The organism is Paractinoplanes lichenicola, assembly GCF_016785085.1.
Lineage (GTDB): Bacteria > Actinomycetota > Actinomycetes > Mycobacteriales > Micromonosporaceae > Actinoplanes > Actinoplanes lichenicola.
In genome coordinates, this window is record NZ_JAENHO010000029.1 from 23,586 (window position 1) to 50,406 (window position 26,821).

At 70.6% G+C, this 26,821-nt stretch carries 29 protein-coding genes and 1 rRNA gene; 25 read left to right on the top strand and 5 right to left on the bottom strand.

Annotated features, from left to right (window positions below; all coding sequences use genetic code 11):
- Window positions 1-246: 246 nt before the first annotated feature.
- The 3 genes from JKJ07_RS49060 to JKJ07_RS49070 all read left to right on the top strand — a co-directional run bounded on the left by JKJ07_RS49060 (window position 247) and on the right by JKJ07_RS49070 (window position 2,344).
- Window positions 247-591 carry a PadR family transcriptional regulator gene (locus JKJ07_RS49060; protein WP_203078793.1) on the top strand — a complete coding sequence of 115 codons (345 nt, stop codon included), beginning with the start codon at window positions 247-249 and terminating at the stop codon, window positions 589-591.
- A 5-nt stretch (window positions 592-596) separates the two neighbouring features.
- On the top strand, window positions 597-1,577 hold the full coding sequence (locus tag JKJ07_RS49065) for a permease prefix domain 1-containing protein (RefSeq protein WP_203078794.1): 981 nt from the start codon (window positions 597-599) through the stop codon (window positions 1,575-1,577).
- A 239-nt stretch (window positions 1,578-1,816) separates the two neighbouring features.
- Complete coding sequence (locus JKJ07_RS49070) at window positions 1,817-2,344, top strand: GNAT family N-acetyltransferase (RefSeq protein WP_203078795.1); 528 nt, start codon at window positions 1,817-1,819, stop codon at window positions 2,342-2,344.
- A 220-nt stretch (window positions 2,345-2,564) separates the two neighbouring features.
- On the opposite strand, the gene JKJ07_RS49075 is transcribed toward JKJ07_RS49070, so the two are convergent.
- Window positions 2,565-4,019, bottom strand: coding sequence for a PucR family transcriptional regulator (locus tag JKJ07_RS49075; protein WP_203078796.1), 1,455 nt, complete (start codon window positions 4,017-4,019; stop codon window positions 2,565-2,567).
- Window positions 4,020-4,133: 114 nt separating this feature from the next.
- On the opposite strand from JKJ07_RS49075, the gene JKJ07_RS49080 reads away from it, so the two are divergent.
- The 14 genes from JKJ07_RS49080 to JKJ07_RS49145 all read left to right on the top strand — a co-directional run bounded on the left by JKJ07_RS49080 (window position 4,134) and on the right by JKJ07_RS49145 (window position 17,838).
- Window positions 4,134-5,483 carry an aldehyde dehydrogenase family protein gene (locus JKJ07_RS49080; protein WP_203078797.1) on the top strand — a complete coding sequence of 450 codons (1,350 nt, stop codon included), beginning with the start codon at window positions 4,134-4,136 and terminating at the stop codon, window positions 5,481-5,483.
- The gene (locus JKJ07_RS49085) at window positions 5,480-6,481 is read left to right on the top strand and encodes an ABC transporter ATP-binding protein (RefSeq protein WP_203078798.1); all 1,002 of its coding nucleotides are present in this window, start codon (window positions 5,480-5,482) and stop codon (window positions 6,479-6,481) included. The genes JKJ07_RS49080 and JKJ07_RS49085 overlap by 4 nt, the downstream gene beginning before the upstream one ends.
- Window positions 6,471-7,667 carry an ABC transporter substrate-binding protein gene (locus JKJ07_RS49090; RefSeq protein WP_203078799.1) on the top strand — a complete coding sequence of 399 codons (1,197 nt, stop codon included), beginning with the start codon at window positions 6,471-6,473 and terminating at the stop codon, window positions 7,665-7,667. Before JKJ07_RS49085 ends, JKJ07_RS49090 begins: the two co-directional genes overlap by 11 nt.
- A complete protein-coding gene (locus JKJ07_RS49095) occupies window positions 7,646-8,485 on the top strand; it encodes an ABC transporter permease (RefSeq protein ID WP_307834841.1) in 840 nt (279 codons plus the stop codon). Before JKJ07_RS49090 ends, JKJ07_RS49095 begins: the two co-directional genes overlap by 22 nt.
- Window positions 8,482-9,282 carry an ABC transporter permease gene (locus JKJ07_RS49100; protein ID WP_307834842.1) on the top strand — a complete coding sequence of 267 codons (801 nt, stop codon included), beginning with the start codon at window positions 8,482-8,484 and terminating at the stop codon, window positions 9,280-9,282. The genes JKJ07_RS49095 and JKJ07_RS49100 overlap by 4 nt, the downstream gene beginning before the upstream one ends.
- 135 nt (window positions 9,283-9,417) lie before the next feature.
- Window positions 9,418-9,681: an acyl carrier protein gene (locus JKJ07_RS49105; RefSeq protein ID WP_203078800.1), complete on the top strand. Its 264-nt coding sequence runs from the start codon at window positions 9,418-9,420 to the stop codon at window positions 9,679-9,681.
- Window positions 9,682-9,705: 24 nt separating this feature from the next.
- Window positions 9,706-10,842 (top strand): 3-oxoacyl-[acyl-carrier-protein] synthase III C-terminal domain-containing protein, encoded by a 1,137-nt coding sequence (locus JKJ07_RS49110; protein WP_203078801.1) that lies wholly within the window; start codon window positions 9,706-9,708, stop codon window positions 10,840-10,842.
- Window positions 10,843-10,846: 4 nt separating this feature from the next.
- On the top strand, window positions 10,847-11,764 hold the full coding sequence (locus tag JKJ07_RS49115) for a hypothetical protein (RefSeq protein WP_203078802.1): 918 nt from the start codon (window positions 10,847-10,849) through the stop codon (window positions 11,762-11,764).
- The gene (locus JKJ07_RS49120) at window positions 11,761-13,389 is read left to right on the top strand and encodes an FAD-dependent oxidoreductase (protein WP_203078803.1); all 1,629 of its coding nucleotides are present in this window, start codon (window positions 11,761-11,763) and stop codon (window positions 13,387-13,389) included. Before JKJ07_RS49115 ends, JKJ07_RS49120 begins: the two co-directional genes overlap by 4 nt.
- Window positions 13,386-13,826 (top strand): SCP2 sterol-binding domain-containing protein, encoded by a 441-nt coding sequence (locus JKJ07_RS49125; RefSeq protein WP_203078804.1) that lies wholly within the window; start codon window positions 13,386-13,388, stop codon window positions 13,824-13,826. Before JKJ07_RS49120 ends, JKJ07_RS49125 begins: the two co-directional genes overlap by 4 nt.
- Window positions 13,823-15,061 (top strand): beta-ketoacyl-ACP synthase II, encoded by a 1,239-nt coding sequence (gene fabF / locus JKJ07_RS49130; RefSeq protein WP_203078805.1) that lies wholly within the window; start codon window positions 13,823-13,825, stop codon window positions 15,059-15,061. The genes JKJ07_RS49125 and fabF overlap by 4 nt, the downstream gene beginning before the upstream one ends.
- Before the next feature lie 2 nt (window positions 15,062-15,063).
- Window positions 15,064-16,452, top strand: a complete 1,389-nt coding sequence (locus tag JKJ07_RS49135) for a cytochrome P450 (protein ID WP_203078806.1) — start codon at window positions 15,064-15,066, stop codon at window positions 16,450-16,452.
- A gap of 53 nt (window positions 16,453-16,505) precedes the next feature.
- Complete coding sequence (locus tag JKJ07_RS49140) at window positions 16,506-16,775, top strand: acyl carrier protein (RefSeq protein ID WP_203078807.1); 270 nt, start codon at window positions 16,506-16,508, stop codon at window positions 16,773-16,775.
- Window positions 16,776-16,791: 16 nt separating this feature from the next.
- The gene (locus tag JKJ07_RS49145) at window positions 16,792-17,838 is read left to right on the top strand and encodes an LLM class F420-dependent oxidoreductase (RefSeq protein WP_203078808.1); all 1,047 of its coding nucleotides are present in this window, start codon (window positions 16,792-16,794) and stop codon (window positions 17,836-17,838) included.
- Window positions 17,839-17,999: 161 nt separating this feature from the next.
- On the opposite strand, the gene JKJ07_RS49150 is transcribed toward JKJ07_RS49145, so the two are convergent.
- Window positions 18,000-18,554, bottom strand: coding sequence for a hypothetical protein (locus tag JKJ07_RS49150; protein WP_236202897.1), 555 nt, complete (start codon window positions 18,552-18,554; stop codon window positions 18,000-18,002).
- Window positions 18,555-18,582: 28 nt separating this feature from the next.
- Window positions 18,583-19,197, bottom strand: coding sequence for a DNA-3-methyladenine glycosylase (locus JKJ07_RS49155; protein ID WP_203078809.1), 615 nt, complete (start codon window positions 19,195-19,197; stop codon window positions 18,583-18,585).
- A gap of 67 nt (window positions 19,198-19,264) precedes the next feature.
- On the opposite strand from JKJ07_RS49155, the gene JKJ07_RS49160 reads away from it, so the two are divergent.
- Entirely contained in the window at window positions 19,265-20,164 is a 900-nt protein-coding gene (locus tag JKJ07_RS49160) for a helix-turn-helix domain-containing protein (RefSeq protein WP_203078810.1), read from the top strand.
- Here the strand turns inward: JKJ07_RS49160 and JKJ07_RS49165 are convergent.
- Complete coding sequence (locus JKJ07_RS49165; RefSeq protein WP_203078811.1) at window positions 20,161-20,955, bottom strand: SAM-dependent methyltransferase; 795 nt, start codon at window positions 20,953-20,955, stop codon at window positions 20,161-20,163. The two genes, JKJ07_RS49160 and JKJ07_RS49165, sit on opposite strands and share 4 nt — an antisense overlap.
- 153 nt (window positions 20,956-21,108) lie before the next feature.
- On the opposite strand from JKJ07_RS49165, the gene JKJ07_RS49170 reads away from it, so the two are divergent.
- From JKJ07_RS49170 to JKJ07_RS49185, 4 genes are all read left to right on the top strand, one after another.
- The gene (locus JKJ07_RS49170; protein ID WP_307834843.1) at window positions 21,109-21,858 is read left to right on the top strand and encodes a CAP domain-containing protein; all 750 of its coding nucleotides are present in this window, start codon (window positions 21,109-21,111) and stop codon (window positions 21,856-21,858) included.
- Window positions 21,859-21,934: 76 nt separating this feature from the next.
- The gene (locus tag JKJ07_RS49175) at window positions 21,935-22,417 is read left to right on the top strand and encodes a type II toxin-antitoxin system PemK/MazF family toxin (protein WP_203078812.1); all 483 of its coding nucleotides are present in this window, start codon (window positions 21,935-21,937) and stop codon (window positions 22,415-22,417) included.
- Between the two features lie 53 nt (window positions 22,418-22,470).
- Window positions 22,471-23,061, top strand: a complete 591-nt coding sequence (locus JKJ07_RS49180; RefSeq protein ID WP_203078813.1) for a hypothetical protein — start codon at window positions 22,471-22,473, stop codon at window positions 23,059-23,061.
- 11 nt (window positions 23,062-23,072) lie between these two features.
- A complete protein-coding gene (locus JKJ07_RS49185; protein WP_203078814.1) occupies window positions 23,073-23,783 on the top strand; it encodes an adenylate kinase family protein in 711 nt (236 codons plus the stop codon).
- On the opposite strand, the gene JKJ07_RS49190 is transcribed toward JKJ07_RS49185, so the two are convergent.
- Entirely contained in the window at window positions 23,771-24,520 is a 750-nt protein-coding gene (locus JKJ07_RS49190) for a polyphosphate kinase 2 family protein (protein ID WP_203078815.1), read from the bottom strand. The two genes, JKJ07_RS49185 and JKJ07_RS49190, sit on opposite strands and share 13 nt — an antisense overlap.
- An 84-nt stretch (window positions 24,521-24,604) precedes the next feature.
- Here JKJ07_RS49190 and tyrS point away from each other — a divergent pair, with 84 nt between their 5' ends.
- The 3 genes from tyrS to JKJ07_RS49205 all read left to right on the top strand — a co-directional run.
- On the top strand, window positions 24,605-25,861 hold the full coding sequence (gene tyrS / locus JKJ07_RS49195) for a tyrosine--tRNA ligase (protein ID WP_307834844.1): 1,257 nt from the start codon (window positions 24,605-24,607) through the stop codon (window positions 25,859-25,861).
- A gap of 96 nt (window positions 25,862-25,957) precedes the next feature.
- Window positions 25,958-26,296, top strand: coding sequence for a YciI family protein (locus tag JKJ07_RS49200; RefSeq protein ID WP_203078817.1), 339 nt, complete (start codon window positions 25,958-25,960; stop codon window positions 26,294-26,296).
- 454 nt (window positions 26,297-26,750) lie between these two features.
- A 16S ribosomal RNA gene (locus JKJ07_RS49205) occupies window positions 26,751-26,821 on the top strand; the annotation flags it as partial.

Here is a 26,821-nt window from a genome sequence, read left to right on the forward strand (position 1 = left end):
GCGGGCGGGGCGGACCGGCGAAGCGGGACGGGCCGTGCTGGACCCCGCGCCACGGCCGGATGGGCGCGCTTCGGCCGGGACCAATTTTCGGTGCTTACGGGCGGCAGCCGCCGAAGGCGGAGAGCGGCCTGACCTGCGTTTGTAAGAGATGACGAGGCGTACGTCTTCGTGCTTCTAACTATGTTCTTGATGGCACGTTGGTGTAAGCCATTGCCATAGTGTGTGAGACACAGTATTGTTCTGAGCATGACAACGGACGCGACGTTAGCCAGCCACTTGCAGGAGCTGCGCCGCGGCACGGTGGTCGTCGCCAGCCTCACCGTGCTGCGGACGCCGGGCTACGGCTATTCACTGCTCGAGACGCTGAGCGAGTCCGGCTTCGAGGTCGAGGCCAACACGCTCTACCCCCTGCTGCGCCGGCTCGAGAGCCAAGGGCTGCTCACCAGCTCGTGGAACACCGACGAGGCCCGGCCGCGCAAGTTCTACACGACGACCGCGCAGGGCAACGCGATTGCCGACGCCCTGCGCACCGAATGGGCCCGCCTCGACGAGGCAATCACCGACCTCTCCACCACCCCCGTGAAGGAATGATCACCATGTCTGCGAACCTCGTCGACCGTTACGTTTTCACCGCCCTGCGCCGCGTGCCCGAGCAGCAGCGCGCCGACATCGATCGTGAGTTGCGCGCCTCCATCGAGGATGCGGTGGACGCCCGCGTCGAGGCCGGTGAGGAGCGTGAGGCCGCCGTCGAGACCACGCTTCTCGAGCTGGGCGATCCCGATCGATTGGCCGACAGTTATGCCGACAGACCCAACTATCTGATCGGTCCCGAGCTTTACCCGGTGTGGCGCCGCTCGCTGATGATGCTGCTGACGGTCGTCCTGCCGATCGTTGTCATCGTGGTCGCGGTCGTGCAGGTCCTGGCCGAGGATGCGGGCTTCGGCGAGGTGATCGGCTCGGCGATCGGCACGATCATCAACGTCGGCGCGCACATGGCCTTCTGGGTCACGCTCGGCTTCTGGATCATCGAGCGCACCGGCGCGGGCAAGGACGACATCAATCGGCCGTGGACCCCCAAAGACCTTCCCCGGTACGAACCTGGAGCGCTCACCCGGGTGCAGTTCGCGGCCAACCTGGTCTGGCCGGCCGTGCTCATCCTGGCCCTGGTGCTGCAGCAGTTCACGTTCACCGAGGTGCCGCTGCTCGACCCGGCGAACTGGAACTTCTGGTGGCCCGTGCTGATCGGCCTCATCGTCCTCAAGGGGCTGTGGGTGTTCTGGGTCTATCGGCTGGGCACCTGGACGCGGCAGGTCGCGGTGGTCAACGCCATTCACGGCGTGGTGATCGGCGGCGTGATCCTCTACCTGCTGGCCGCCGACAAGTTCTTCAACCCGGCGTTCCCCGGCTTCAACGGCGTGGAGGTCGACCTCGAGGGCTGGATCTCGGTGGCCGTGATGATCACGACGGGCCTGAGTATCGCGTACGAGATCTTCGACGTGGCCCGCAAGGCCGAGCAGGCTCGCAAGGGCCTCGGCGTCAAGGTCCCCGGTACGGGCAACACGTACACCGCTAGCTGATTCCGAACGAAGCGCCTCTCGGTTCGCCGGGGGGCGTTTCGGCGCGTGTGGCCAACTCAACAACTAGCTAGCTGTACGAGGATGGCGGTTGGCGTCACCGGAACCCGTGAGCCGGATCAGGACGCCTTTTGGGCGCGCCGTCGTACTCCCCTGAGCGAACCCGACCCGGTCGAGCGGAACGTTGCGATGAGCGGTCGGGGAAGAGCGGTGGCTTTTGAGAACGGACCTACGGTGGCCGCATGCTCGAATTGATCGAACCGACGACCCGGCTGCACGCGGCCTTCCTCGACTGCCACGACGAGTGGGGTCCGGGTCTGCACGAGGACGGCTTCGGGCTGGGTGCCGACGACGACGTGCGCTCGCCCGACGGATTCGAGACGTGGCTGAAAGAGCGTTTGCGTGGTTCGCATCCGACCGGCACGCCCTGCCCGGACGGGAGGCACGCGACGATGCGCTGGATCGTGGAGGACGGACGGGTTCTGGGCGGGATCGCGTTGCGGCACAAGTTCGACATCCGCTTCGGTCACATCGGCTACGGCGTACGGCCGTCGGCTCGGCGGCGCGGGGTTGCCGGCTGGGCGCTGGGCGAGATGCTGCTGGAAGCGCGGGCGGCGCTCAACCTCGACCGCGTGCTCATCCCGTGTCTCGCGGACAACCTCGCCTCGGCCCGCACGATCGAAAGCCGCGGCGGCGTGCTCGACGAGATCTGGCAGACCGAGAACGGCCCGGTCCGCCGCTACTGGATCGATCTGGCGCCGATGCGGTGAGGGTGCCGAAGCGGAGGGTGCCGAAGCGGAGGGTGCCGAAGCGGAGGGTGCCGAAGCGGAGGGTGCCGAAGCGGAGGGTGCCGAAGCGGAGGGTGCCGAAGCGGAGGGTGCCGAAGCGGAGGGTGCCGAAACGGAGGGCGCCGAAACGGTGAGAGCGCCGAAGCGGTGAAGGTGCCGACGCGGTGAGAGTGCCGAAACGGGGAGGGCGTCGGAGCGGTGGTCAGGTGTCGAAGCGGGCCGCGGCCACCGCCAGCCACAGCTGCACCCGATCGGCCGTGCGGGCGAGCGAGCGCCCGGTCAGCCGTTCGATCTGGTCCATGCGGTAGCGAACCGTGTTGCGGTGCACGATCAGCCGGTCGGCCACCGCGGCCACCGAGCCGTCCGCGTCCAGGTAGGCCCGGAGCGTAGCCAGCAGCGACCCCGCGTGCGCGGCGTCGAAATCGCGCAGTGGCCGCAGCACGTCGCGCGCGAGGTCGCGCAGCGGCACGTCCTCGCTGGCCAGCAGCAGCCCGGAGAGGCTCATCTGCTCGCGGTCGTTGATGCCGGGCCCGCGCGTCATCGCCTCGTGCGCCTCGTAATAGCTCCACCGCAGACCGTTCATGCCGGAATACCAGCCGCCGATGCCGACGCGTACCTCGCCGCCGTAACGCACTAGGTGGGCGTGCAGCTGGCGGGCGGTCTCGCGGGCGGGGCGACCCGGTTCGAGCACGGCGAGCAGGCAGTCGTCGAGCACCGCGGTGGTCGCGCCGGTCAGCGGCGGGCTGGTCAGCAGGCCCTGGGCCGGAACGCAACCGGCCACGATCAGCGCGTGCTCGTCCTCGGGGCGGATGCCGAAGACGGACAGTCGGCGGGCGGCCTCGGGAGCGCCGATCGTGCCGCGCACCAGGTCTTCCAGCACCTGCCCGGCGAGCCGGCGTTTCCCGGCCAGCTCGGCGCGGCGGCGCGCGAGTTCCAGGCCCACGAGCGAGACCGCGTACGGCAGGACGTCAGCCGATCGCCGCGGGCGGCGGCAGCATAAGTAGGCCACCACCGTGTCTTCCACGCTGACCGGGATCGCCATCGGCAACTCGACCGGCGCCTTACCCCGTACGGAGAAAAGGATCTGCTCGACCGGCCACGCCGCGCTGGCCGGCGCCGTCGCCAGCACCTGTCCATAGAGGTCGAGCACCATCGCGGGCGCCCCCAGAATGTGGTGCAGCGACTCGACCAGCGCCCCCAGCCCGCGCCCCGACAGCAGCGCCCGGGCCAGGGTGTCGTGCTCGTCGAGCAGGTCGGCGAACCGGCCGTACTGCTCCTCGAGCACCCGGTCGGCCACGAACCGGTCGACCGCGATGAACGGTGTCGCGTACGGGATCTCGAGCACCGGCAGCCGGGCGACGCGGGCGGCCTCGAGCGTCGCACCGGGGATGGTCGCGTGGGTCAGCCCGATCCCGAAGCCGAGCCCGGCCGCCCGTCTCTCGGCCACCCGCTGCACGAATTGGCGCTGCGCCGGCGCGGTGGTCTGGCCGAGCCCGGTGGTCAGCACCAGCTCGCCGCCGCTCAGGAACGGGCGCGGATCGTCCAGCTCGGTGACCGCGCACCAGCGCACCGGCTGCTTGAGCGCGGCCGGCTCCCCGTCGACCAGGCGCAGGCTCAGGTCGGGATCGGCGAGCACATCCGCCAATCTGAGCGTCATTGAGGGACTGTACTGCCGCACAACGATGTCGCGTAAGGACTGGATCGCTGTCCATTTACCGCGATCACTGCCCGCCTCTACGGTGACGTGCAACACGTCGCGAGGGGGTGCCCGATGCTTCAGCTCACGCCCCGCATCGGCGGCCACCCGGCCAGCGCCGACGATTGGATCGAGGTGCTCAGCCCGTACGACGGGTCGGCCGTGGCCCGGGTGCCCGCGCTCGGCGCCGCGCACGTCGACGCGGCGGTCGCGGCGGCCGTCAACGCGCTCGACCGGGACGACTTCCCCCAGTTCCGGCGCGCGGAGGTGCTCGAACGCGCGGCCGAGCTGCTGGCCGAACGGGTCGAGGAGTTCGCGGTCACGATCGCCCGCGAGGCCGGCAAGCCGATCCGCGACGCCCGCGACGAGACCCGGCACTGCGTGGGCACCCTGCGCTTCTCCGCCGTCGAGGCCCGGCGGCTGGCCGGCGAGGTCGTGGCGATGGACGCGTCGGCGAGCGGATACGGACATCTCGGTTTCACGATCCGGCATCCGGCCGGGGTGGTCGCCGCGATCAGCCCGTTCACGTTTCCGCTCGACCTGGTCGCGCACAAGCTGGGCCCGGCGGTCGCCTCCGGCTGCCCGGTCGTGCTCAAACCGGCCGGCCGGGCCCCGGTCTCCGCCATCCGCCTGGTCGACCTGCTCGTCGAGGCCGGGCTGCCCGCCGACTGGATCTCGGTGGTCACCGGCACCGGCCCCGAGGCGGGGATGCCGCTGGTCAGCCACCCGGGCCCCGCGGTCGTCACATTCACCGGCAGTGTGCCCGTCGGTCGTCGCATTCAGCAGGCCGCGCTCGGCAGACGCGTGCTCCTCGAACTCGGCGCGACCGCCCCGGTCATCGTCGAACCCGACGCCGACCTGCCCCGCGCGATCACCGCGATCAGACAGGGCGCTTTCTCGTGCGTCTCCGCGCAACGAGTGCTCGTCCACGGGTCGCTCTACCGGACGGTGCTCGCGGCGCTGATCGAAGCCGCCCGTTCGCTGCGCCTGGGTGACCCGCTGGCCGAGGAGACCGAGGTCGGGCCGCCGATCTCACCCGCCGCCACCGAGCGGATCGCGCACTGGCTTCAGGAGGCGCGGGACGCGGGCGTGGCCGTGGCCGGCGGCGAGGTGCACGGCACGGTGATGACCCCCGCGGTTGTCGCCGACCCGCCGCAGCACCTCGACGTCTCTCGGCGGGAGGTGCTCGGTCCGGTGCTCACCGTGACGCCGTACGGGGATCTGACCGAGGCGATCGCGCTGGCCGGTGACGCCGGGCCGCAGGCCGCCATCTTCACCGCCGGCCTGGGAGCGGCCCTGCGTGCGGCCCGTGAGCTGCGCTTCGAGTCCGTGCTCATCAATCAGGGGCCGGCGCTGCGCACCGGCGAGCAGACCTACGCCGTACGGGAAATGACCGATCGGAAGTTTGTGGTGGTGAGCCCATGAGCGTGCCCGCGATCGCCCTGGCCGGCCTGCGCAAGTCGTTCGGCCCGGTCGAGGCCGTGGCCGGGATCGACCTCGAGATCGCCGACGGCGAGTTCTTCTCGATGCTCGGCCCCTCCGGTTCCGGCAAGACCACGGTGCTGCGCATGATCGCCGGCTTCGAGCGGCCGACGGCGGGCACGGTCGCGTTGAGCGGCCGCGACGTGACCGAGTTGGCCCCGTACGAGCGTGACGTGAACACGGTCTTCCAGGACTACGCGCTCTTCCCGCATCTGAGCGTGCTCGAGAACGTCGAGTACGGCCTGAAGGTGCGCAAAGTCCCGCGCAAGGAACGCCGGGCCCGCGCCGAGGAGGCGCTGGAATCGGTGCGCCTGCCCGGCTTCGGCGGCCGCAAGCCGAGCGCGATGTCGGGCGGTCAGCGGCAGCGCGTGGCCCTGGCCCGGGCCCTGGTCAACCGGCCCAAGGTGCTGCTGCTCGACGAGCCGCTGGGCGCCCTCGACCTCAAGCTGCGCGAGCAGATGCAGGTCGAGCTCAAGCAGATCCAGCGCGACGTCGGCATCACGTTCGTCTTCGTCACCCACGATCAGGACGAGGCGCTGACCATGAGCGATCGGGTGGCCGTGTTCGACGCCGGCCGGATCGCCCAGGTCGGTACGCCCGAGGAGGTCTACGAGCACCCGGCGACCCCGTTCGTGGCGGGTTTCGTCGGAACGTCCAACTTGCTCAGCGGTTCGGCCGCGCATCAGATCCTGGGCCGCGAAGGCACTTTCTCCGTACGGCCGGAGAAGATCGCGCTGGCCGAGGAAGGCGCACCGGGCACCGTGGCCGAGGTCATCTACGCCGGCCCGGTGACCCGCTACCTGGTCGACCTGGACGCGGGGGCCCGGATGGTCGTGATGGAGCAGAACCGGCGTACGGGGAAATCGCACCGCGGGGAAAGAGTCCGGCTCACCTGGCAGGCCGAGCACGTGATCGAGATCGGAGCGAACCATGCGTCATAAATTGCTGATGTCGGCCCTGGCGGCGGGTGTGCTCGTGCTCGCCGGATGCGGAGGGGACGGCGACGACGGCGGCGGCAGCGGCCCCGGCGGCCTGAGCGTCCCCAAGGTCGACAAGCTGGCCGCGCTGGGTCAGGGCGAGGGCGCGGTCAACGTCATCGCCTGGGCCGGCTACGTCGAGGACGGCTCGACCGACCCCAAGGTCGACTGGGTGTCCGGCTTCGAGAAGGAGACCGGCTGCCAGGTCAACACCAAGGTCGCGGGCACCTCCGACGAGATGGTCACGCTGATGAAGACCGGCGAGTACGACGTGGTCTCGGCCTCCGGCGACGCGTCGCTGCGGCTGATCTACGGCGGCGACGTCGCCCCGGTCAACACCGACCTGATCGCGAACTACTCCGACGTCTTCGAGGGCCTCAAGAACAAGCAGTGGAACTCGGTCGACAACCAGCCGTACGGGGTGCCGCACGGCCGCGGCGCCAACCTGCTGATGTATCGCACCGACACCGTCAAACCCGCACCGACCTCGTGGGGCGCCGTCTTCGACGCGAACTCGCCGTACCAGGGCAAGATCACCGCGTACGACTCCCCGATCTACATCGCCGACGCCGCGCTCTACCTGATGAAGACCAAGCCCGACCTCGGCATCAAAAATCCGTACGCGCTCGACGAGACCCAGTTCAAGGCCGCGACCGACCTGCTGACCGAGCAGAACAAGCTGATCGGCGAGTACTGGTCGGATTACACCAAGGAGGTGCAGGCCTTCAAGAGCGGCGACTCCGTGCTCGGCACCACCTGGCAGGTGATCGCCAACCTGGCCACGGCCGACAAGGCGCCGGTCGAGGCGATCCTGCCTGCTGAGGGCGCCACCGGCTGGTCCGACACGTGGATGATCTCGTCGAAGGCCAAGCACCCGAACTGCGGCTACCTGTGGATGAACCACATCATCTCGCCCAAGGCCAACGCCGGGGTGGCCGAGTGGTTCGGCGAGGCTCCCGCCAACAAGCTGTCCTGCGCCGAGACCGCCGACAAGAACCACTGCACGACGTTCCACGCCGAGGACGAGGCCTATTTCGACCAGGTCTGGTATTGGACGACCCCGCTGGCCCAGTGCGTCGACGGGCGCACCGACGTGACCTGCAAGGACTACGCGGCCTGGACCCAGGCGTGGACAACGATCAAGGGCTAGGGCGCCGGCGGTGGCAGCTGGCCGCCCTGCTCTCGGCACCCATGCTCTGGCTCGGCGTCGCGTATCTGGGCGCGCTGGCCGTGCTGCTGGTGTCCGCGTTCTGGACGGTCAACGGCTTCACCGGCGAGGTGGTCCGGGAGTTCTCGCTGCAGAACTTCCGGACCATCGTCACCGAGGAGGTCTATCGCAACGTCACCCTGCGCAGCCTCGGGGTGGCGGTGGCAGTCACGGCGATCTGCGTGGTGCTGGCGCTGCCGATGGCGTTCTACATGGCCAAGGTCGCTTCCCCACGTACGAGGCATTGGCTGGTCATCGCCATCCTCACCCCGCTCTGGGCGTCCTATCTCGTCAAGGCGTACGCGTGGCGGGTGTTGCTGGCCAACGACGGCCCGCTCGACTCGCTGATCGGCACGCCCGGCTACGGACTGTTCGCCGTCGTGATCGTCCTGTCCTACCTGTGGCTGCCCTACATGATCCTGCCGATCTACGCCGGGCTCGAACGGCTGCCCGACTCGCTGCTCGAGGCCTCGGCCGACCTGGGCGCGCGGGGCGGCCGGACGTTCCGCGGCGTCGTCCTGCCGATCCTGGTGCCTTCGATCTTCGCCGGCTCGATCTTCACGTTCTCGCTGTCGCTGGGCGACTACATCACCGTGCAGATCGTCGGCGGCAAGAGCCAGCTGATCGGCAACCTGGTCTACGCCAACGTCGGCGCGGCCAACAACCTCCCGTTCGCGGCCGCCATCGCCTGCGTGCCCGTGCTGATCATGGTTGTTTATCTGACCGCCGTACGCCGTTCGGGCGCGCTGGAGGAGCTGTGACACGGTGGGTGCTGCGGTCGGTGATGGCGCTCGGCCTGTTCTTCATCTACGCGCCGCTGCTGCTCGTGCTGGTCAACTCCTTCAACGGCGACCGTACGTTCGGCTGGCCGCCCCACGATTTCACCACCCAGTGGTGGTCGGCGGCGTGGCACAACGGCGGCGCCCGCGACGCCCTGTGGACGTCGGTCAAGGCCGGCCTCGGCGCCACCGCGATCGCCCTCGTGCTGGGCACGATGGTCGCCTTCGCCGTGCAGCGCTTCCAGTTCTTCGGCCGTGACACCGTCTCGCTGCTGATCGTGCTGCCGATCGCCCTGCCCGGCATCGTCACCGGCATCGCCCTGGACAGCGCGTGGCGCTCGGTGATCGCCCCGCTCGGCCTGGGCAAGGGCCTGTTCTCGGTGATCGTCGGGCACGCCACGTTCTGCGTGGTCACCGTCTACAACAACGTGCTGGCCCGGCTGCGCCGCAGCGGCGTCTCGTTCGAGGAGGCGTCGGCCGACCTCGGCGCGTCCCCCGCCCAGACGTTCCGCTACATCACGTTCCCGATGATCCGCTCCGCCCTGCTGGCCGGCGGCCTGCTGGCGTTCGCCCTCTCCTTCGACGAGATCATCGTCACCACGTTCACGGCGGGCCCCGGCATCCAGACCCTGCCCATCTGGATCTTCAACAACCTCTTCCGCCCCAACCAGGCCCCGGTGGTCAACGTGGTCGCGGCCGTCCTCATCGTCCTCTCCGTCCTCCCGGTCTGGCTGGCCCAACGCGTCGCCGGCCCGGAGGCGGGAGCAAGCCGGACGTAGCCGGCTCGAAGGGCCCTGGAACCGGGGCGGGAAATATTCAGGGCGATCACGTGAACCGCGCGGATCCGCTCCCGCCGGGCCCAGGACAACACTGATTCTCGTGCCGCACAGGGGGTGGGGCACGGGGAGGTGACCATGTCTCTGCGGACCGATCTCTACGCCGATATCACCGGGTTTCTGACCGCCAAGTGCGATGCCGACCCGGATCAGCTCTCGGTGGAATCCGATCTGTACTACGACATCGGCATCGATTCGCTCGATCTCGTCGCCATGGCCCAGACCCTGCAGGGCTCGTACGGCATCTCGATGGACGACGAGCGCATCGGCGGGCTCCGCACCGTCGGTGACGTCCTGGAGTTCGCCCTGTCCAAGATCGAGACGACGAAGGTAGCCGCCTAGCTCGTCGTACGGGGGAGAGAAGCTATGCCTGCCTACATCACCGCCATGGGACGGTTCCTGCCCGGCGAGCCGGTGCCGAACGAGGAGATCGAGGACTACCTCGGCAGCGTCGGCCGCGCGACCTCCGAGCTGCGCGAGCAGATCCTGGCCAACTGCGGGATCAAGTCGCGGCACTACGCCATCGACAAGCAGCACAAGACGTTGTTCTCCAACACCGACATGGCGGTCGCGGCGATCCGTCAGGCGGTGGACCGCTCGGACATCACCCTCGACGACATCGACCTGATCGCGGCGGCCACCGCCGTACCGGATCTGGTCGCCCCCGGCATCGCCAGCGGCATCCACGGCGAGCTGGGCAGCCCGCCCTGCGAGATCGTCACCACGCACGGCATCTGCAGCTCCGGGATGATGGCCCTCAAGAACGCCTACCTGCAGGTGGCGGCGGGCGAGAAGAGGAACGCGATCGCCTCGGCCTCCGAGCTGGCGTCGCGGTTCATGCGCAGCGACCGGTTCGCCGACGTCCGGCCGGTCTCCGACGACGGCGCGATCGCCATGGAGATGGCCTTCCTGCGCTACATGCTCTCGGACGGCGCGGGCGCCGCGGTCGTGCGGGACCGGCCGGCCACCGGCGGGGTCAGCCTGCGGATCGACTGGATCACCCTCACCTCGTACGCCAACACCGAGAAGACCTGCATGTACATGGGCTCGGCGGACAACTCGGCCGAGCGGACGTGGTGGGACTACCCCTCGGCGGGCGAGGCGGCGGCCGACGGCGCGCTGGCCCTGCGCCAGAATCTGGGGCTGCTGCCGCACCTCGTACGGGTCGGGGTGAAGGAATATCAGCGGCTGCTCGACGAGGGCCGTTTCGACCCCGACGAGCTGGCCTGGTTCCCCGCGCACTACTCCAGCGAGCGGATGAAATCCATGGTGCTCAAGGAGATCGAGCGCAAGCAGGTCCGCGGGCCGTCGGTCGAGAAGTGGTTCAGCAACCTGCCCCGGGTCGGCAACATGGGCTCGGCCAGCATCTTCGTGATCCTCGAGGAGATGCTCGCCGAGAAGCTGATCTCGCCCGGCGACAAGCTGCTGGTGATGGTGCCCGAGTCCGGCCGGTTCGCGGTGTCGTTCGCGCACCTGACGGCCGTCGCCCCCGGGGAGGCCTGACGTCATGGGCGCAGCGCCCCGCGTGACGGTCTACTGGTTCTCGCAGACCGGTCAGCTCCTGGAATCCGTCTCCGCCGTCACCGACCCGCTGGAGAAGGCGGGCTGGGACATCCGCAAGGTCGAGATCACGCCGCGGATGCCCTACCCCTTCCCCTGGCCCGTACGCCGGTTCTTCGGTGTTTTCCCCGCCTCGGTCGACCCGGCCGCGGCCCCCGAGATCACCGCCCGGCCACCGGTGCCCGTGGACGACGACGCCGACCTGATCGTCTTCGCCTTCCCCGTCTGGTATCTGGCCCCCGCCCTGCCCATGCGGGCGCTCGTCGGCGCCGAGCCGCGGGCGTTCGCCGGGCGGCCCGTCGTCGGCCTCGTCGCGTGCCGCAACATGTGGTATTCGGCCGCCCTCGAGGTGCGGCGGCTGCTCGAGGCCGCGGGCGGGCACTACCTGGGCACGATCGCCGCCGTCGACACCGCCTCGGCCGGGATCACCTTCGTCACCACGCTGCGCTGGCTGCTCGCCGGCAAGCGGGAGGCGTCCTGGGGGTTCCCCCGCGCCGGCGTGCCCGACCCGGAGCTCGATCGGCTGGCCGACCTGGGCGAGCTGCTGGCCGAGACCGACGCCTCGGCCGAGCAGGTCCGCACCGTCCTGGCCGCCCAGGACGCGGCCCCGGTCAATCCGCCGCTGGCCGCGGCCGACCTGCTCGCCGGCCGGGCCTTCCGGTTCTGGGGCCGGGGCATCCGGCGGCGCGGCCCGGCGCAGCGCAAGGCGCTCATGGGGGTGTTCGTGCTCTGGCTGTCCGGCGCCATCTTCGCCGGCCTGCCCGTCGTCGTGATCACCCGGCTCCTGTTCCGGTCCGGTTTCGACGCCGCGGTCGCCCGGCGCCTGACCTCGGTCGTCGCCCGTCTCGCGGAGGTGCCCGAATGACCACCACGACCGATGTCGTGATCGTCGGGGCCGGCCCCACCGGACTCGCCCTGGCACACTTCCTGGCCGGGCACGGCGTCCGCACGATCATCCTGGAGCGCCGCCCCACCCCGTCCGGGCACCCCCGGGCCACCGTGATCAACACGCGGACCATGGAGCTGCTGCGGCACCTGGGTGTCGACGCCGAGGTGCGCCGGGCCGGTGTGCCGCTGGAGAACACGGCCCGGATCACCTGGTGTACCCAGCTGGCCGGCACCGAGCTGGCCGGGCTCGACATCATCGGCTCGGCGGCCGCCCTGATGGAGCGGGCCGGCAACAGCCCGGTCCTGCCCGTCATCTGCTCGCAGAACCGGGTCGAGGCGCTGCTGGTCGACCGGCTTCCGGAGAGCGCGCGACTGATCCGCGGCGGCACGGCCGACGAGCTGACCACGACCGAGCACGGTGTCCGGGTGCGGACCCAGGATCAGGAAACGGTCGAGGCCCGCTACGCCGTGCTGGCCGAGGGGCTGCACGGCTCACTGCGCGAGACGGTGGGCCTCAAGCGCACCGAGGCCACGCCGCTGGGCCGGCTGCTCGACATCCACTTCAGCGCCGACCTCACGCCGTGGACGGCCGGTCGCGAGAGCGCGCTCTACTGGGTGCTCAACGACACCGTACGGGGCGTCCTGATCACCGTGGACCCCAAGCGCGGCGAGTGGCTCCTCGAGATCCCCGCGCTCACCCCGGACGAGGAGCACACCTACTTCGAGCAGGAAGTCGATCACCGCAAGCTGATCGAGGCGGCCGTCGGTGAGGCGGGCGACGCCATCAAGGACCTGCAGATCCATTCCGTACGGACGTGGGTGATGGGCTCGACCGGGCTCGAGTCGTGGCGCAGCGCCGACGGCCGGGTGCTCGCGGCCGGGGACGCCGCCCACACGTTCCCGCCCACCGGCGGCTTCGGCATGAACACCGGCATCCAGGACGCCCACAACCTGGCCTGGAAGCTGGCCGCGGTGCTGGGCGGCGGTGCCTCCGACGCGCTGCTCGACTCGTACGAGCGGGAGCGGCGCCCGGTCGCCGAGTTCAACGCCTGGCACAGCGAGCACAACGCCCGGCAGAAGCGGGGGCTGCTGCAGTCCGAGGCCGACCCGGCCGAGTTCGCCCGCACGATCGACCAGCATCGGCCGCACTTCGACTTCGAGGGGCAGACGCTGGGCTTCACCTACGAGCCGGCCCCGGGCGAGCCGGTGGTCCGCGACATCGTGACCTATCACCCGACCGCCCAGCCGGGCCACCGGGCGCCGCACGCCTGGCTCGACCGCGACGGCGAGCGGATCTCCGCCACCGACCTCGCCCGCGACGGGTTCGCCCTGCTCACCGGGCCCGGCGGAGCGGTCTGGGAGCAGGTGGGGCGGGAGATCGCCGGCCTGCCGCTGACCGTCGCCGTGATCGGCGCCGGCGGATCCGGCCCGCGCGACGTCACCGGGGTCTTCGCCAGTGCCTACGACCTGCGCGGCGCGGAGGCGGTGCTCGTGCGCCCCGACGGCCACGTGCACGCCCGGCTGCCGGGAGCGGACCCCCACCAGGAGCTCCGGCAAGCCGCCGGCCGAATCACCAGAAGCGAAGCGGAAGGACCGTCATGACCGCCGAAGTGAACCAGGACGAACTCGCCTCCTTCCGCGCCGCTCTGGCCGCGCTGCCCCGCGCGGAGCTGACGACGTGGCTGACCACCGCCGACGGCGAGGCCCTGCTGCGCACGGTCTTCGAGCAGATGCCCGAGCGCTACACCGGGGGCCTGCTGGGCGGCCCGCAGACGGCCCGCTGGGTGGTCGAGCGGCCGCCGGCCGGCACCATCGTGTACGACCTCGTGCTGACCGAGGACGACTGCGACGTGCGCGACACCGGCCTGTGGGGCGCCCCCACGGTCACCCTGACCCTCGACGCGGTCAGCTTCGTCGAGATGGCGTCGGCCACCGCCCAGGGCATGGACCTGCTGTTCCAGGGCCGGCTGCACATCGACGGCGACGTGCGGCTGGCGATGCGGCTGGAGACGCTGTTCGGGCTGGGTGAGCCGGGGTGAGCCGGCACCGGGTGGCCGTCACCGGCATCGGCATGGTCAACCCGCTCGGCGTCGGCACCGAGACGGTCTGGTCGCGGCTGCTGGCCGGCACCTCAGGCGTCGGCCCGATCCGCGGCTTCGACGCCGACCGGCTGCCGGTGCGGATCGCCGCCGAGGTGACCGAGTTCGACCCGACCGCCTGGCTTTCCCGCAAGGAGGCCGGCCGCCTGGACCGGTTCTGCCACTTCGCGGTGGCCGCGGCCGAGCTCGCCGTGGAGCGCGCGGGTCTCGACGGCATCGACCGCGAGGGCGCCGCCACGGTGATCGGCAGCGCCATCGGCGGCGCCGGCACCATGCTGACCGGGGTGCTCAAGGACGCGACGGCGCCCCGGCTGGTCTCGCCGTTCTTCGTACCCAGCTCGATCATCAACATGGGCGCGGGCACGGTGGCCCAGCGCTTCGGCTTCCGCGGCCCCGGCGTCGCGCCCGTCACCGCCTGCGCCTCCTCGGCCGACGCGATCGGGCAGGCCTACCGGCTGGTCCGCGACGGCTACGCCTCGGCCGCGCTGGCCGGCGGCTCCGAGGCCTGCCTGATCTCGCCGCTGATCGCCGGCTTCGCCAACATGCGGGCGCTGTCCCGCCGCAACGACGAACCCCAGCGCGCGTCCCGCCCGTTCACCGCCGACCGGGACGGCTTCGTCATGGGGGAGGGCGCCACCATGCTGCTGCTGGAGACCGTGGAGTCGGCCGAGCAGCGGGGCGCGCACATCTACGCCGAGCTCTGCGGGTACGGCCAGACCAGCGACGCCTATCACGTGACCGCCCCCGACCCCAGCGGGCAGGGCGCGGCCCGGGCCATGCTCGCCGCGCTGCGCGAGGCCGGCCTCAAGCCCGGCGAGATCGACCACATCAACGCGCACGGCACCTCGACCCCGTTCTCGGACGCCGCCGAGACCAAGGCGATCAGGTCCGCGTTCGGCCGGCACAGCGAGAACCTGGCCGTCAGCTCGACCAAGTCGATGACCGGCCACCTGCTCGGCGCGTCCGGCGCGACCGAGACGGCGTTCTGCGCCCTGGCCATCGACCGCGGCGTCATCCCGCCCACGATCAACCAGGACGCGGCCGACCCCGAGTGCGACCTCGACTACGTGCCGAACACCGCCCGCCCGTACGACGTCCGCGCGGCGATCTCCAACTCCTTCGCCTTCGGCGGGCAGAACGTCGCGCTCGCCCTCCAACGCTTCGACCGGGAGTGACCATGTCCATGCAGCTCACCGCGCCGCCAGGACCGGCCGGGCGGCTCCGGGCCCTGCTCGCCATGTCCGGGAACCCGTTGCACTACGTGACCGGGCTGCGTGACCGCTACGGCCCCGTCGTGCGCATCCCGATCGCCTCGCGCGACCTCTATCTGGTCAGCAGCCCCGAGGCGGTCCAGGAGGTGCTGGTCACCTCGCACCGCAACTTCCGCAAGGACGTGATGCGGGCCGGGCGCGGCAAGTGGGCCGCCCCGCTCGAGGTGATCTTCGGCAACGGCCTGGTCACCAGCGACGGCCAGTTCCACCGGCAGCAGCGCCGGCTGATCCAGCCGATGTTCCACCGCGAGCGCATCGCCGGCTACGGGCGGGCCTTCGCCGAGCTCTCCGACGACATCCAGGCCGGCTGGCGCGACGGGGACCGGCTCGACATGCAGGCCGAGATGACCGAGCTGACCCTGGCCATCGTCGCCCGTACGCTCTTCGACGTCGCCCTCGACAGCGACGTGGCCCGCACGATCAGCACCGGCATCCCGCGCGACGAGGGCCCGATGCGCTGGGACTCGCTGCCCTTCGCCAGGCACCTGGCCAAGCTGCCGCTGCCCGGCAACAAGCGCTTCTTCGCGGCCCGCGACGACCTCGACGCCATCATCTATCGGCTCATGGCGGAGCGCCGGCGCGGCGACGGCCAAGGCGCCGACCTGCTCTCCCTGCTGCTCGCGGCGCGCGACGCCGACACCGGCGAGCCGATGGACGACCGCCAGGTCCGCGACGAGACCGTCACCCTGCTGATGGCCGGTCACGAGACCATGGCCAGCGCCCTCACCTGGTCGTATCACCTGCTCGGGGGCAACCCCGGGGCGCGCCGGCGGATGCACGAGGAGATCGACGAGGTGCTCGGCGACCGGCTGCCCACGGTCGAGGACCTGCCCCGCCTGGTCTGGACCGACGCCGTGCTGTCCGAGGCGATGCGGCTCTACCCGCCGGTCATGGGGGCCGCCCGCCGGTCGCTCGCGGACTTCGAGGTCGAGGGCCATCGCATCCCCAAGGACAGCTTCGTCGGCATCATCCCGTGGGTCGTCCACCGCGATCCCCGCTGGTGGCCGCAGCCCGAGCGGTTCGCCCCGCAGCGCTGGATCGAGGGCGACCCGGCCGACGAGCTCTCCGGTCACGCCGTGCGGCCCGGCCGCCCGCGCCTGGCCTACCTGCCCTTCGGCGGCGGCCCGCGCCAGTGCATCGGCAACACGTTCTCGCGGATGGAGGGCGTGATGGCCCTGGCCACCATCGGCCGGCACTGGGAGTTCGAGCCCGTCGAAGGTTTCACGGTCGACCCGCTGGCCCGGATCACGATCCGGCCGCGCAACGGTCTGCCGATGTCCGCCCGGCGGCGCTGAGGCGTCCCGGATCCATCGGTCGAAGAGCATCACCGAAGAAGGGGGAACCTGTCATGTCGAACCACACCCAGCTCGCCCTCGACAAGGAAGAGCTGCGCTACCTCATCGCCGACGTCCTCGAGTTCGAGGTCGAGGAGGTCACCGACGACGCCGACTTCATCCGCGACCTCGACGTCGACTCGCTGATGGCGCTGGCGATCGTCATCCGGCTGGAGAACCAGTACGGCGTCAAGCTGCAGGAGCGCGACTTCAAGCAGGTCCGGTCCATCCCCGAGGTGATGGAGCTGATCATGGACAAGCGCGCCGTCCAGGCCGCCTCCTGACGGGCCCCGCCGCCGGATGAGGCTCGGACTTAACCTGCGCTACCTCGGCCCGCTGGGCGCCGGGGCCCGGCCGCGGGACTCCCTTCGCTACGTGCGGGAGGCCGAGCGGCTGGGCTACTCGGTGGCCTGGACGGCCGAGGTGTTCAGCTCGGACGCGGTCTCGCTGCTGGGCTGGCTGGCCGCGCAGACCTCGCGCATCGAGCTGGGCACGGCGGCGATGCAGATCCCCGCCCGCACGCCCGCCATGACGGCGATGACCGCCGCCACCCTCGACCTGCTCTCCGAGGGCCGGTTCCGGCTCGGGCTCGGCGTGTCCGGGCCACAGGTGGCCGAGGGCTGGCACGGCGTCCCGTTCGCCCGGCCGCTGGCCCGCACCCGGGAATACGTCGACGTCGTCCGGATGGCCCTGCGGCGCGAGACCGTCGCCTACGCGGGGGAGCACTACCGGCTGCCGCTGCCGGACGGCCCCGGCAAGGCCATCCAGCTCGGCATGCGGCCCCGCCGGAAGGACGTGCCGATCTATCTGGCCGCGGTCGGGCCGGCCAGCCTGCGGTTGGCGGGCGAGATCGCGGACGGCTGGCTGTCCGTGTTCTTCCAGCCCGAGTTCGGCGCCGAGTCGCTGGCCGAACTGCGCGCGGGCCGGGAGCGTACGGGGGCCGATCTGAAGGGTTTCGACGTGGTGGCGGCGGTGCCCGTGGCGACCGGGGACGATCTCGCCGGGGTCCGGGCCTTCACCACCCACTACGTCGGCGGGATGGGCTCGCGGCGGCACAACTACTACACCGGGCTGATGGCTCGCACCGGCTTCCCCGACGAGGCCGAGCGAGTGCAGCGGCTCTATCTGGACGGGGAGATGCGGGCCGCGATCGGCGCCCTGCCGCAGGAGTTCCTCGACCGTACGGCGTTGCTGGGGCCCGCCGACCGCATCGCCGAGCGGCTGCAGGCGTACGCGGAGGCCGGGGTCACCACCCTGTCGGCGATGATCTTCCCGGAGCACGTCGACCAGGGCCTCGCGACCCTCCGCACGCTGGCCGAGGCACTGGACAAAGCGGGCGTGGGCTAGGTCCTGTTTCGCAGCTGGGGCGGGGCTGCGGCAGGGCCCAGATCCCGCCTGGCGGCGTCCCGGGAAAGCCCGGTTCCAACACCGGGAGCCAGGCTTCCCCGGGCCACCACCAGACGGAATCTGGACCCGGCCTCGCACCCACCCCAGCTACGAAACAGGACCTAGGCGAGGGCCTGGCCCGCCGACTGGGTCTCGGTCGGCTGCGGCGCGGCGTGGTGGGTCAGGATCGCGCCCGTCATGAACACCCCGCCCACGGCCACCGCGCCCAGGATGCCCAGCGAGATCTGCTGCTCCAGGTTCTGGTGACGGTCGTAATCGGCCTGCGAGACCACGCTCGTACGCCCGTTGTCGGACCGGACGTATTGCCCGTCGCGCATCTCGACGTCGCCGTCCAGCCCGGCGAAGGCCACCACCACGGTCAGCCAGAAACCGAAGAACAGGACGCCGGCCAGCATGCTCGCCCAGTGCGGCACGTGCGGCGGCACCCACGAGGTCAGATTCCAGCGCATCCGCGGCCGGGTCGTCCGATAGAGCCAGCGGTTGCCGATGATCCCGGCGATCACCCCCGGCACGGCCAGCACGGCCGCCACGGCCACGGCGACGGCGGTCGGCACGAGGCGCACACCGGCCAGCAGAGCGGCGACGAGCACGGCCGACCAGAGCAGGCCGGCGGAGCACATCGCGCTCGACACGATCAACCACCGCTGCGGAATCATCACCGGAAACGCTAGCGGCCCGTACGCCTCAGCGTGGCGATTCCCGGCGAAGGGGCGCCCGGCGATACGCGCTCACCGTCGGGTCGCCGCGGATCCAGAAGCGCCACGCCACGTCGTGGGCCGCCGTCACCCCGACCCGCGGCCCGGCCTCGATCACCGGCTCGGCCTCGGTGGCGGCGGGTGGCAGCAGGGTCAGCGGGCCCGTCCCGTCGAGCACCGACGACCCGTTGGCGCCGCGGTCGAGCGCCAGCACCTGCATCAGCTTGGCCGGGCCGGCGGCCAGGTCGGCGTCGCCGCGCGCGGCCGGGCGGCGCTCCCGGGCGTACGGGAGGCCCTCGACGACCTCGCCCGCGCGCAGCAGCACGGCCGCCGCGCGACCCACCTCGCCGCAGACGATGTTGGCGCAGAAGTGCATGCCGTAGATCTGATAGACGTAGAGGTGCCCGGCCGCCCCGAACATCACCGCGTTGCGGTTGGTCATGCCGCGGTGCGCGTGCGAGGCCGGATCCTCCCCGAGCCCGCTGTACGCCTCCACCTCGGTCAGCCGAACGGTGACGTCATTCGCCCTGAGCCGCCGGCCGAGCAGCTGACGGGCAGCCAGGTCAACCTCGCTTGCGGGCAGGTCGAGCCAATTTTCCTCCACCCGGACAGCCAAGCACACCCGGAATTGACGTCGTTCTGGGAGATGATGGGGCGGTGGGGGTGAGGGGATGCGTCCCGATCCGGACCAGCTCCAGCAGTGGGTGCTGCACGACCGCGTGCCGGCGGCCGAGATCGGCACCCGGCTCGGTCTCAGCCGGGCCGCGGTCTACGGCTGGCTGCGCCGCTACGGCGTGGTCACGGGGGTCGCCTTCCTGCCCCAGGATCGCCTGATCGGGTTGTGGCGGGCCGGCATGCTGGCCTCGCGCATCGCCACCGAGACCGGCCTGGCGCCCGACGCCGTCCGCGAACGCCTGGTCACGGCGGCCGTGCTCGTCCCCGACCGCAGCTACTTCGTGGTCGGCTCGCCGGAGGATCCGCTGCCCGAGCATCTGCTGCGCGACTGGGTGGTGCGCGAGGGCTTCACCGCGGCCCAGGTCGCCACGCTGACCGGCACGACGGCCCGCCAGGTGCGCTATCGGCTCGACCGCTATCGGCTGTCGACCGGCCGCCCCGGGCCCGCGCCCCGCCTGCGCCGCCGGCTCACCCGCGAGCGGCTGGTCACGCTCTACGAGGAGCAGACGCTGAGCTGCCCGCAGATCGCGCGCGAGGCCGGGGTGAGCGCCGAGGCGGTCCGCGAGCTGCTGGTCGAATACGGGATCGAGCGCCGCCGTAGCGGCAGCCGGAGCCGCCCGCCGCTCGACCCGGCCGCGCTCCACGACTACAAGCTGGGCGCGGTCACGCTGGAGCAGCTGGCCCTGCGGCTCGGCTATGTCACGCCGGCGGGCAACCCGGCCGTACGCCGCCTTCGGGCCGCGCTGCAGGAGGCGAAGGCGCCGGCGCCGGTGGTCCCGGCCCAGCGCCCGCATCCGTATCAGGCGACCATCGACCGGGCCAAGGAGGCGTGCGCCCGGTCGGCCGAGCTGCTCGCCACCGTCCGCGCGACGATGGCCCGGCTGCAGAACGCCTAGCTAGGCTTGCGGGCCACCGCGCCGAAGATCGAGGCCTCGACCGGGGTCGGGTGCTCGGTCGCGTCGGGGTCGGGCCGCCAGTCGCCGACCGGCGCGATCCCCGGCGACACCAGCTCGAGCCCGTCGAGGAACGACGCGAACTCCTCCCGCGTACGGGGGTGGACGTCGGAGCGGCCCGTGCGCAGCGACTCGTCCCACGCCGCCTTGAGCTCGGGCGTCAGCAGGTCGGTGGTCGCCAGCGACAGCACGAGGTGGCTGCCCGCGGGCAAAGCGCCGACGAGAGTGCGCACGATCTCCTGCGACTGCTTCTGGTCGGGCAGGAAGTGGAGGACGGCGACGAGGATGAGCCCGATCGGCTTCGTGAAGTCGAGGATCCCGGCCGACTCGAGGATCCGCTCCGGGTTGCGCAGGTCCTCCTCGAGGTAGGTCGTCTCGCCCTCGGGCGTGCTGGTCAGCAGGGCCCGCGCGTGGGCCATCACCATCGGGTCGTTGTCGACGTAGACGATCCGCGACTCCGGCGCCACGCGCTGTGCCACCTGGTGGGTGTTGTCGGCGGTGGGCAGCCCGGTGCCGATGTCGAGGAACTGGCGCACGCCGGCCTCGGCCGCCACGTGGCGCACCGCCCGCCGCAGGAAGGCCCGGTTGGCCCGGGCCGCGATGCGGGCCGCGGGGTAGGACTTGGCCAGCAGGTCACCGGACTCGCGGTCGGCGGCGAAGTTGTCCTTGCCGCCGAGCCAGTAGTTGTACCGGCGAGCCGGGTGAGCCACGCCCGTGTCGAACCCTTCGTTCATGGCAGCAATCCTAATTGGATCTTGTCAGCGGTAAAGAGTGACTTTCGGCCATCCTTAGATCTCGGTGAGCCGAACCTTAAGGGCTGCTTAGGGCGGCCGATCACGGCCGGTGCGCGACGCATAGTGAGGCCGCGCTGTCCCCCTATGCCCGAGGTGAGTTCTGCCGTGCCGCTGTCCGCCGCCGCCCGTTTCCGTTACACCCTGGTGGCCGGGACCACCGCCGTGGTGATCGGAAGCGGCTTCACCTTCGTCGGGCTCACCCGCGACGCCGGGGCCGACACCTCGGTCAGCAAGGCCGCCGCCGAGCAGCAGACCCTGCGCGTCGACCCCACTACGGCCGCACCCGCGCCGCCCACCGCGGCCCCTTCGTTGCCGCCCTCGGCCAGGCCCACGACCACGGCGCCCAAGGCCACGCCTTCGAAGAAGAAGACCACGAAGCCGAAGCCGAAGCCGAAGGTGCCGACGACCGCCCCCGACACCAGCGGCTCGGTGCTCGACCAGGTGCTGGCCCACATCAACGCCGCCCGCAAGGACGAGGGCCTCAAGCCGTTCACCCTCGACGCCAAGCTGTCCAAGGCCGCCGCGCTGCACAACCAGGTGATGATCCAGGGCTGCGGGCTGTCGCATCAGTGCTCCGGCGAGGGCGGCATCGGCGACCGGTTCAGCGCGCAGGGCGTAAAATGGTCGGGCGCGGCCGAGAACATCGGCTACGGCTCGAGCGGCGCCGGCGACTCGGCCCAGGTCGAAGCGGCCAACGGCCTCACCGACAGCATGCTGGCCGAGACGCCGCCCAACGACGGCCACCGCAAGAACCTGCTCAACCCCGGCCTCGCCCGGATCGGCCTGAGCATCGTCCGCGACGGCAAGGGCGTCACCTGGATGACCCAGGACTTCGTCAACTGATCCGGACCTGCCTCTTCGTCAACTGATCCGGACCCGCCTCTTCGTCAACTCATCCGGACCTGCCTAGAGTGCAGCCGTGGCCAAGATTCTTAAATCCCTTCTCAACCGCGTACGGCGTTCCGCGCCGGCCCCGGCGCCCGTCCCCGCGCCCCCGCGTCAGCGCAGCCCGCGGCACGTTCCCACCGGTGACCGCGGCCGTCGCATCGAATACGCGCCGAACCTCGACGGCGACGCCGACCCGGGCGAGATCGTCTGGACCTGGGTGCCCTACGAGGACGACCCGGCCCAGGGCAAGGACCGCCCGGTGCTGGTCGTCGGGCGCGACGGCCACGACGTGCTGGCCCTCATGCTCTCGTCGCAGAGCGAGCGCGACGGTCAGCGCAACTGGCTCGCGCTCGGCCCGGGGGAGTGGGACCGCGAAGCCCGGCCGAGCTGGATCCGCCTCGATCGGGTGATCGAAGTTGATCACGACGGCATCCGCCGCGAGGGCGCGATCCTCGACCGCCCCAAGTTCGACAAGGTCGCCGCCCGGCTACGCGAGGAGTACGGCTGGCGCTGACGCGCGACCGCTCAGTGGACAACCCCACGCGCTCTCCGGATAGCGTTGGGGGCATGGATAAGGACGTAATGGTCGGTTTCGGCGGCAAGCAGGCCTGGCTTGCCGTCCGCGCCGACGGCTCGGTCGACGCTCCGAGCGTGATCGCCGCGCTCGGGCTGCGCGACCTCGGCGCGGTGCCGTGGCGCGACGGCATCGACCTGGCCCACCTCACCGACGACCGGGTCGCCGTCACCCCGCCCCTGCCCGGCGCGCGCGACCAGCAGTGGGTGCTCGCCACCGGGCGCCATCTCATCCGGCCCGGCACCACGGTCGACGTCGTCGAGCTGTCCGGCACGCTCGGCACCGAGGTGCAGTTCTTCGCCACCCACCGGGTCACCGAGCTGCACCGCTGGCAACGGGCCGCCGAGGGTGAGCTGATCCGCGCTTTCGGGTATGTGGGGCAGACCGGTGACGTCACGTCGTGGCACGGCGAGCCCGACCCGGCCGAACGCGACGCCGGCCTGCCCGGCGTCCTGACCGACGAGACGACCGTCCTGGTGGGTGAAAAGGACGTGCTCGCCGTGGCCCACGCCTGGAGCATTGATCCCACCACTCTGACCGGGCGCCCGGCGCCGGGACCGCTGCGCATCGGCGCGGCCGACTGAAGAGGGGCACGATGCGCAAGTTCGTGATCATGGGAGTGCAGGGCAGCGGCAAGGGCACCCAGAGCGAACTGCTCTGCGCCGACCTCGACCTGGTGCACATCTCCGTCGGCGACATCTTCCGGTGGAACGTGCAGAACCACACGAAACTGGGCGCGCAGGTCCGGCGCACGATGGCCGCCGGCGAGCTGGTCGGCGACGACCTGGTCGAGTCGGTCGTCCAGGACAGGCTCGACCGCCACGACTGGAACTACGGGTTCGTCGTCGACGGCTTCCCCCGCAACGGCCGGCAGGCCGAGTTCTTCATGGAGAGCTACGACATCGACGGCGTGATCCACCTCGAGCTGCCCGAGGACGAGGTGCGCCGGCGCGTGCTCAGCCGACGGCTGTGCCCGAACTGCGGCATGGACTACAACCTGATCGCCGACCGCCCCGAGGTCGAGGGCCGCTGCGACATCTGCGGCCACGAGCTGGTGACCAGGGCCGACGACACCCCCGAGGCGCTCGAGGCCCGCCTGCGCGACTATCACGAGAAGACCCGCCCGGTGCTCGAGCTGTTCGGCCGCAAGGAGGTCGTGCACGACATCGACGCCCGCCCCGGGGCCGACGAGGTGCAGCAGGCCATCCGCGACGCGCTGGCCCTGCCGCCCTACAAGCCCGCGCCCGACTCCCCGTCCGCGCCCTCGACCCGGCCGCGACCCGATGCGGTGAGTCAGACCTCGTGACCGCGCTTGCGCAGCTCGGCCTCGACCGCGTCGCAGACGGCCTCGACCACGGCGAACCGCGCGTAGTGCTTGTCGTTGCCCGGGATCACGTGCCACGGCGCCCACGTCGGGTCGGTGCGCTCCAGCATCTCCTCGATCGCGGCCTCGTACGCCGGGCGCTTCTCCCGGTTGCGCCAGTCCTCCTCGGTCAGCTTCCACTGCCGTAGGGGATCGCCCGACCTGTCCTCGAAGCGGCGCAGCTGCTCGTCCTGGTCGACGTGCATCCAGAACTTGACGATGATCATGCCCTCGGCGACCAGCGTCCGCTCGAACTCGACGATCTCGTTGTACGCCCGGGACCACTGCTCCTTGGTCGCGAACCCCTCGACCCGCTCGACCAGCACCCGCCCGTACCAGGAGCGGTCGAAGACGGCCATGCCACCCCAGCCGGGCAGCTTGGGCCAGAAGCGCCACAGGAAGTGATGCCGCTTCTCGTCGTACGTGGGGGCGGCGAACTGCGAGACGCGCACGAACCGCGGGTCGAGCGGGGCGACCAGCCGCTTGATCGCGCCACCCTTGCCGGAGGCGTCCCAGCCCTCGAACACGCAGGTCAGCGGGGGGCCGATCTTCTGCTCGCCGATCTGGCCGCCCAGGATCAGGCGCAACCTCAGCAGCCGCTGCTGCGCCTCCTCGAGACGTGCGACGGCCTTCTTCTTCGAGATCTCGATCGGCGGAACACCGCTACCCAGGCGACTCATCCGTACAGCATGTCCCTCCTCCGGGGGTTTCGCACCGCCCAAACCCGGTGTCCTGCCCGGCCGGGCGTGCGGGACAATCGGCGGGTGACTCTCGTAGACGACCTGACATGGCGTGGACTGATCCAGGATTCGACCGACCCGGCCGCCCTGGCCGAAGCACTCTCCGGCGATCCGATCACGTTCTATGTGGGCTTCGACCCCACGGCCGCGTCGCTGCACGTCGGTCACCTCATGCAGGTCATCACGGCCAGCCGTCTGCAGCGGGCCGGGCATCGTCCGCTGCTGCTCGTCGGCGGTGCGACCGGCCAGATCGGCGACCCACGGGAGTCGGCCGAGCGCACGCTCAACCCGCCCGAGGTGATCGAGGGCTGGGTCCAGCGCATCCGTGATCAGCTCGCGCCCTTCGTGACGTACGAGGGAACGAACGCCGCCACTCTGGTCAACAACCTCGACTGGACCGGCCCGACCTCGGTGATCGAATTCCTGCGCGACGTCGGCAAGCACTTCCCGGTCAACAAGATGCTGGCCCGCGACGTGGTGCGCAACCGGCTCGAGAGCGGCATCAGCTTCACCGAGTTCAGCTACCAGCTGCTCCAGGCCAACGACTTCTTCCAGCTGCACCAGCGGCACGGCTGCGCGCTGCAGTTCGGCGGCTCCGACCAGTGGGGCAACATCACCGCCGGCGTCGACTTCGTGCGGCGCCGCGGGGCGGGCCCGGTGCACGCGTTCACCACTCCGCTGGTGCTCAAGGCCGACGGCACCAAGTTCGGCAAGAGCGAGGGCGGCGCGATCTGGCTCGACCCCGAGATGACCACGCCGTACGCGTTCTACCAGTTCTGGATCAACTCGGACGACCGCGACGTCAACAACTACCTGCGGTTCTTCAGCTTCAAGAGCCGTGAGGAGCTGGAGGAGCTGGAGAAGGCGACGGCCGACCGCCCCCAGGCCAGGCTGGCCCAGCGCGCCCTGGCCGAAGAGATCACCGCCCTGGTGCACGGCCCCTCCGAGGCGGCTCAGGCTGTGGCGGCCAGCCAGGCGTTGTTCGGGCGAGGATCCCTCGACGAGCTCTCGGCCGACACACTGCGCGCCGCTCTGGGTGAGGCAGGCCTTTTCCCCGTACGGGGTGAGATGCCCAATTTCACGACGCTGCTCAAGGAGTCGGGGCTGGTCGCGAGCGCCAATGAGGCCCGGCGCACGATCACCGAGGGCGGGGCGTACGTGAACAACGAGCGCATCACCGACGGCGAGGCCGTGCCCACGACCGACTCCCTGCTGCACGGCCAGTTCCTCGTGCTGCGCCGGGGCAAGCGCACCTTCGCCGGCGTCGAATACACGGCGTAACAACAAGATTTTTCGCCGGGCAGTGTCGGATGCGGCCGGCGCCGTTCGTAGGTAAGTGAAGGCGGACATCGGGTCGGCCGAGCCGAAGGAGTGACCATGCCGCAGTACCTCATCTACTTCAACCAGCAATGGGTGGGTGACCACAGCGAGGAGTGGTTCCGCTCGCGCGGGCCGCTGGCCAACGCCGTCGTAGAAGAGATCAAGGCGGCCGGGGCGTATCTCTACGCCGGCGGAGTGGTCGAGGACGGCCCGATCTTCAGCGCCGACGCCACCAGCGGCGAACTGCTGTTCACCGACGGGCCCTACGCCGAGACCAAGGAATTCCTCGGCGGGCTCACGGTCGTGGACGTGCCCGACGACGAGACCGCCCGGATGTGGGCGGGCAAGATCGCCGAGGCGTGTGGCTGGCCCCAAGAGGTGCGCCAGCTCTGGTAGCGGCGTGGTTTCAGCTTGATCGGCTCCCTGTGACGTGGCTCGCAGGGGGCCGATTTGGCGTCCGGGTAGGGGTGCCTGTAACGTTTTCCGAGCCGCCAGGAAGACGGGCGAGCGAGCGGAGCTCTTCGGAGAGCCGGCGCGGCCGTCCTGGAGGACCTCGGAAAATGCCTCGGCAATAGCTGGTGTAGATTTCTGCGGGCTCGAGCAGTTCTGGAAGGTCATTTCCGGCAGGTAAAGCGGATTTGACGACAAGGAAAAGCCCGAGTAAAGTTGAGCGAGTGCCCCGGAGCGGTTAGCCGGGTGTGGTTGTTCTTTGAGAACTCAACAGGGTGCTTGATAAGCCAGTGCCAATTAAGTAATACCCCGGCCGGCTTGTTCGTTCTTCGGGACGAAGAGGTTTGGTGGGAGATTCCTTTGGCAGTTGTTTAACTGCCGGGACGCTTTTCCACAGTTTTTGTTGGAGAGTTTGATCCTGGCTCAGGACGAACGCTGGCGGCGTGCTTAACACATGCAAGTCGAGCGGAA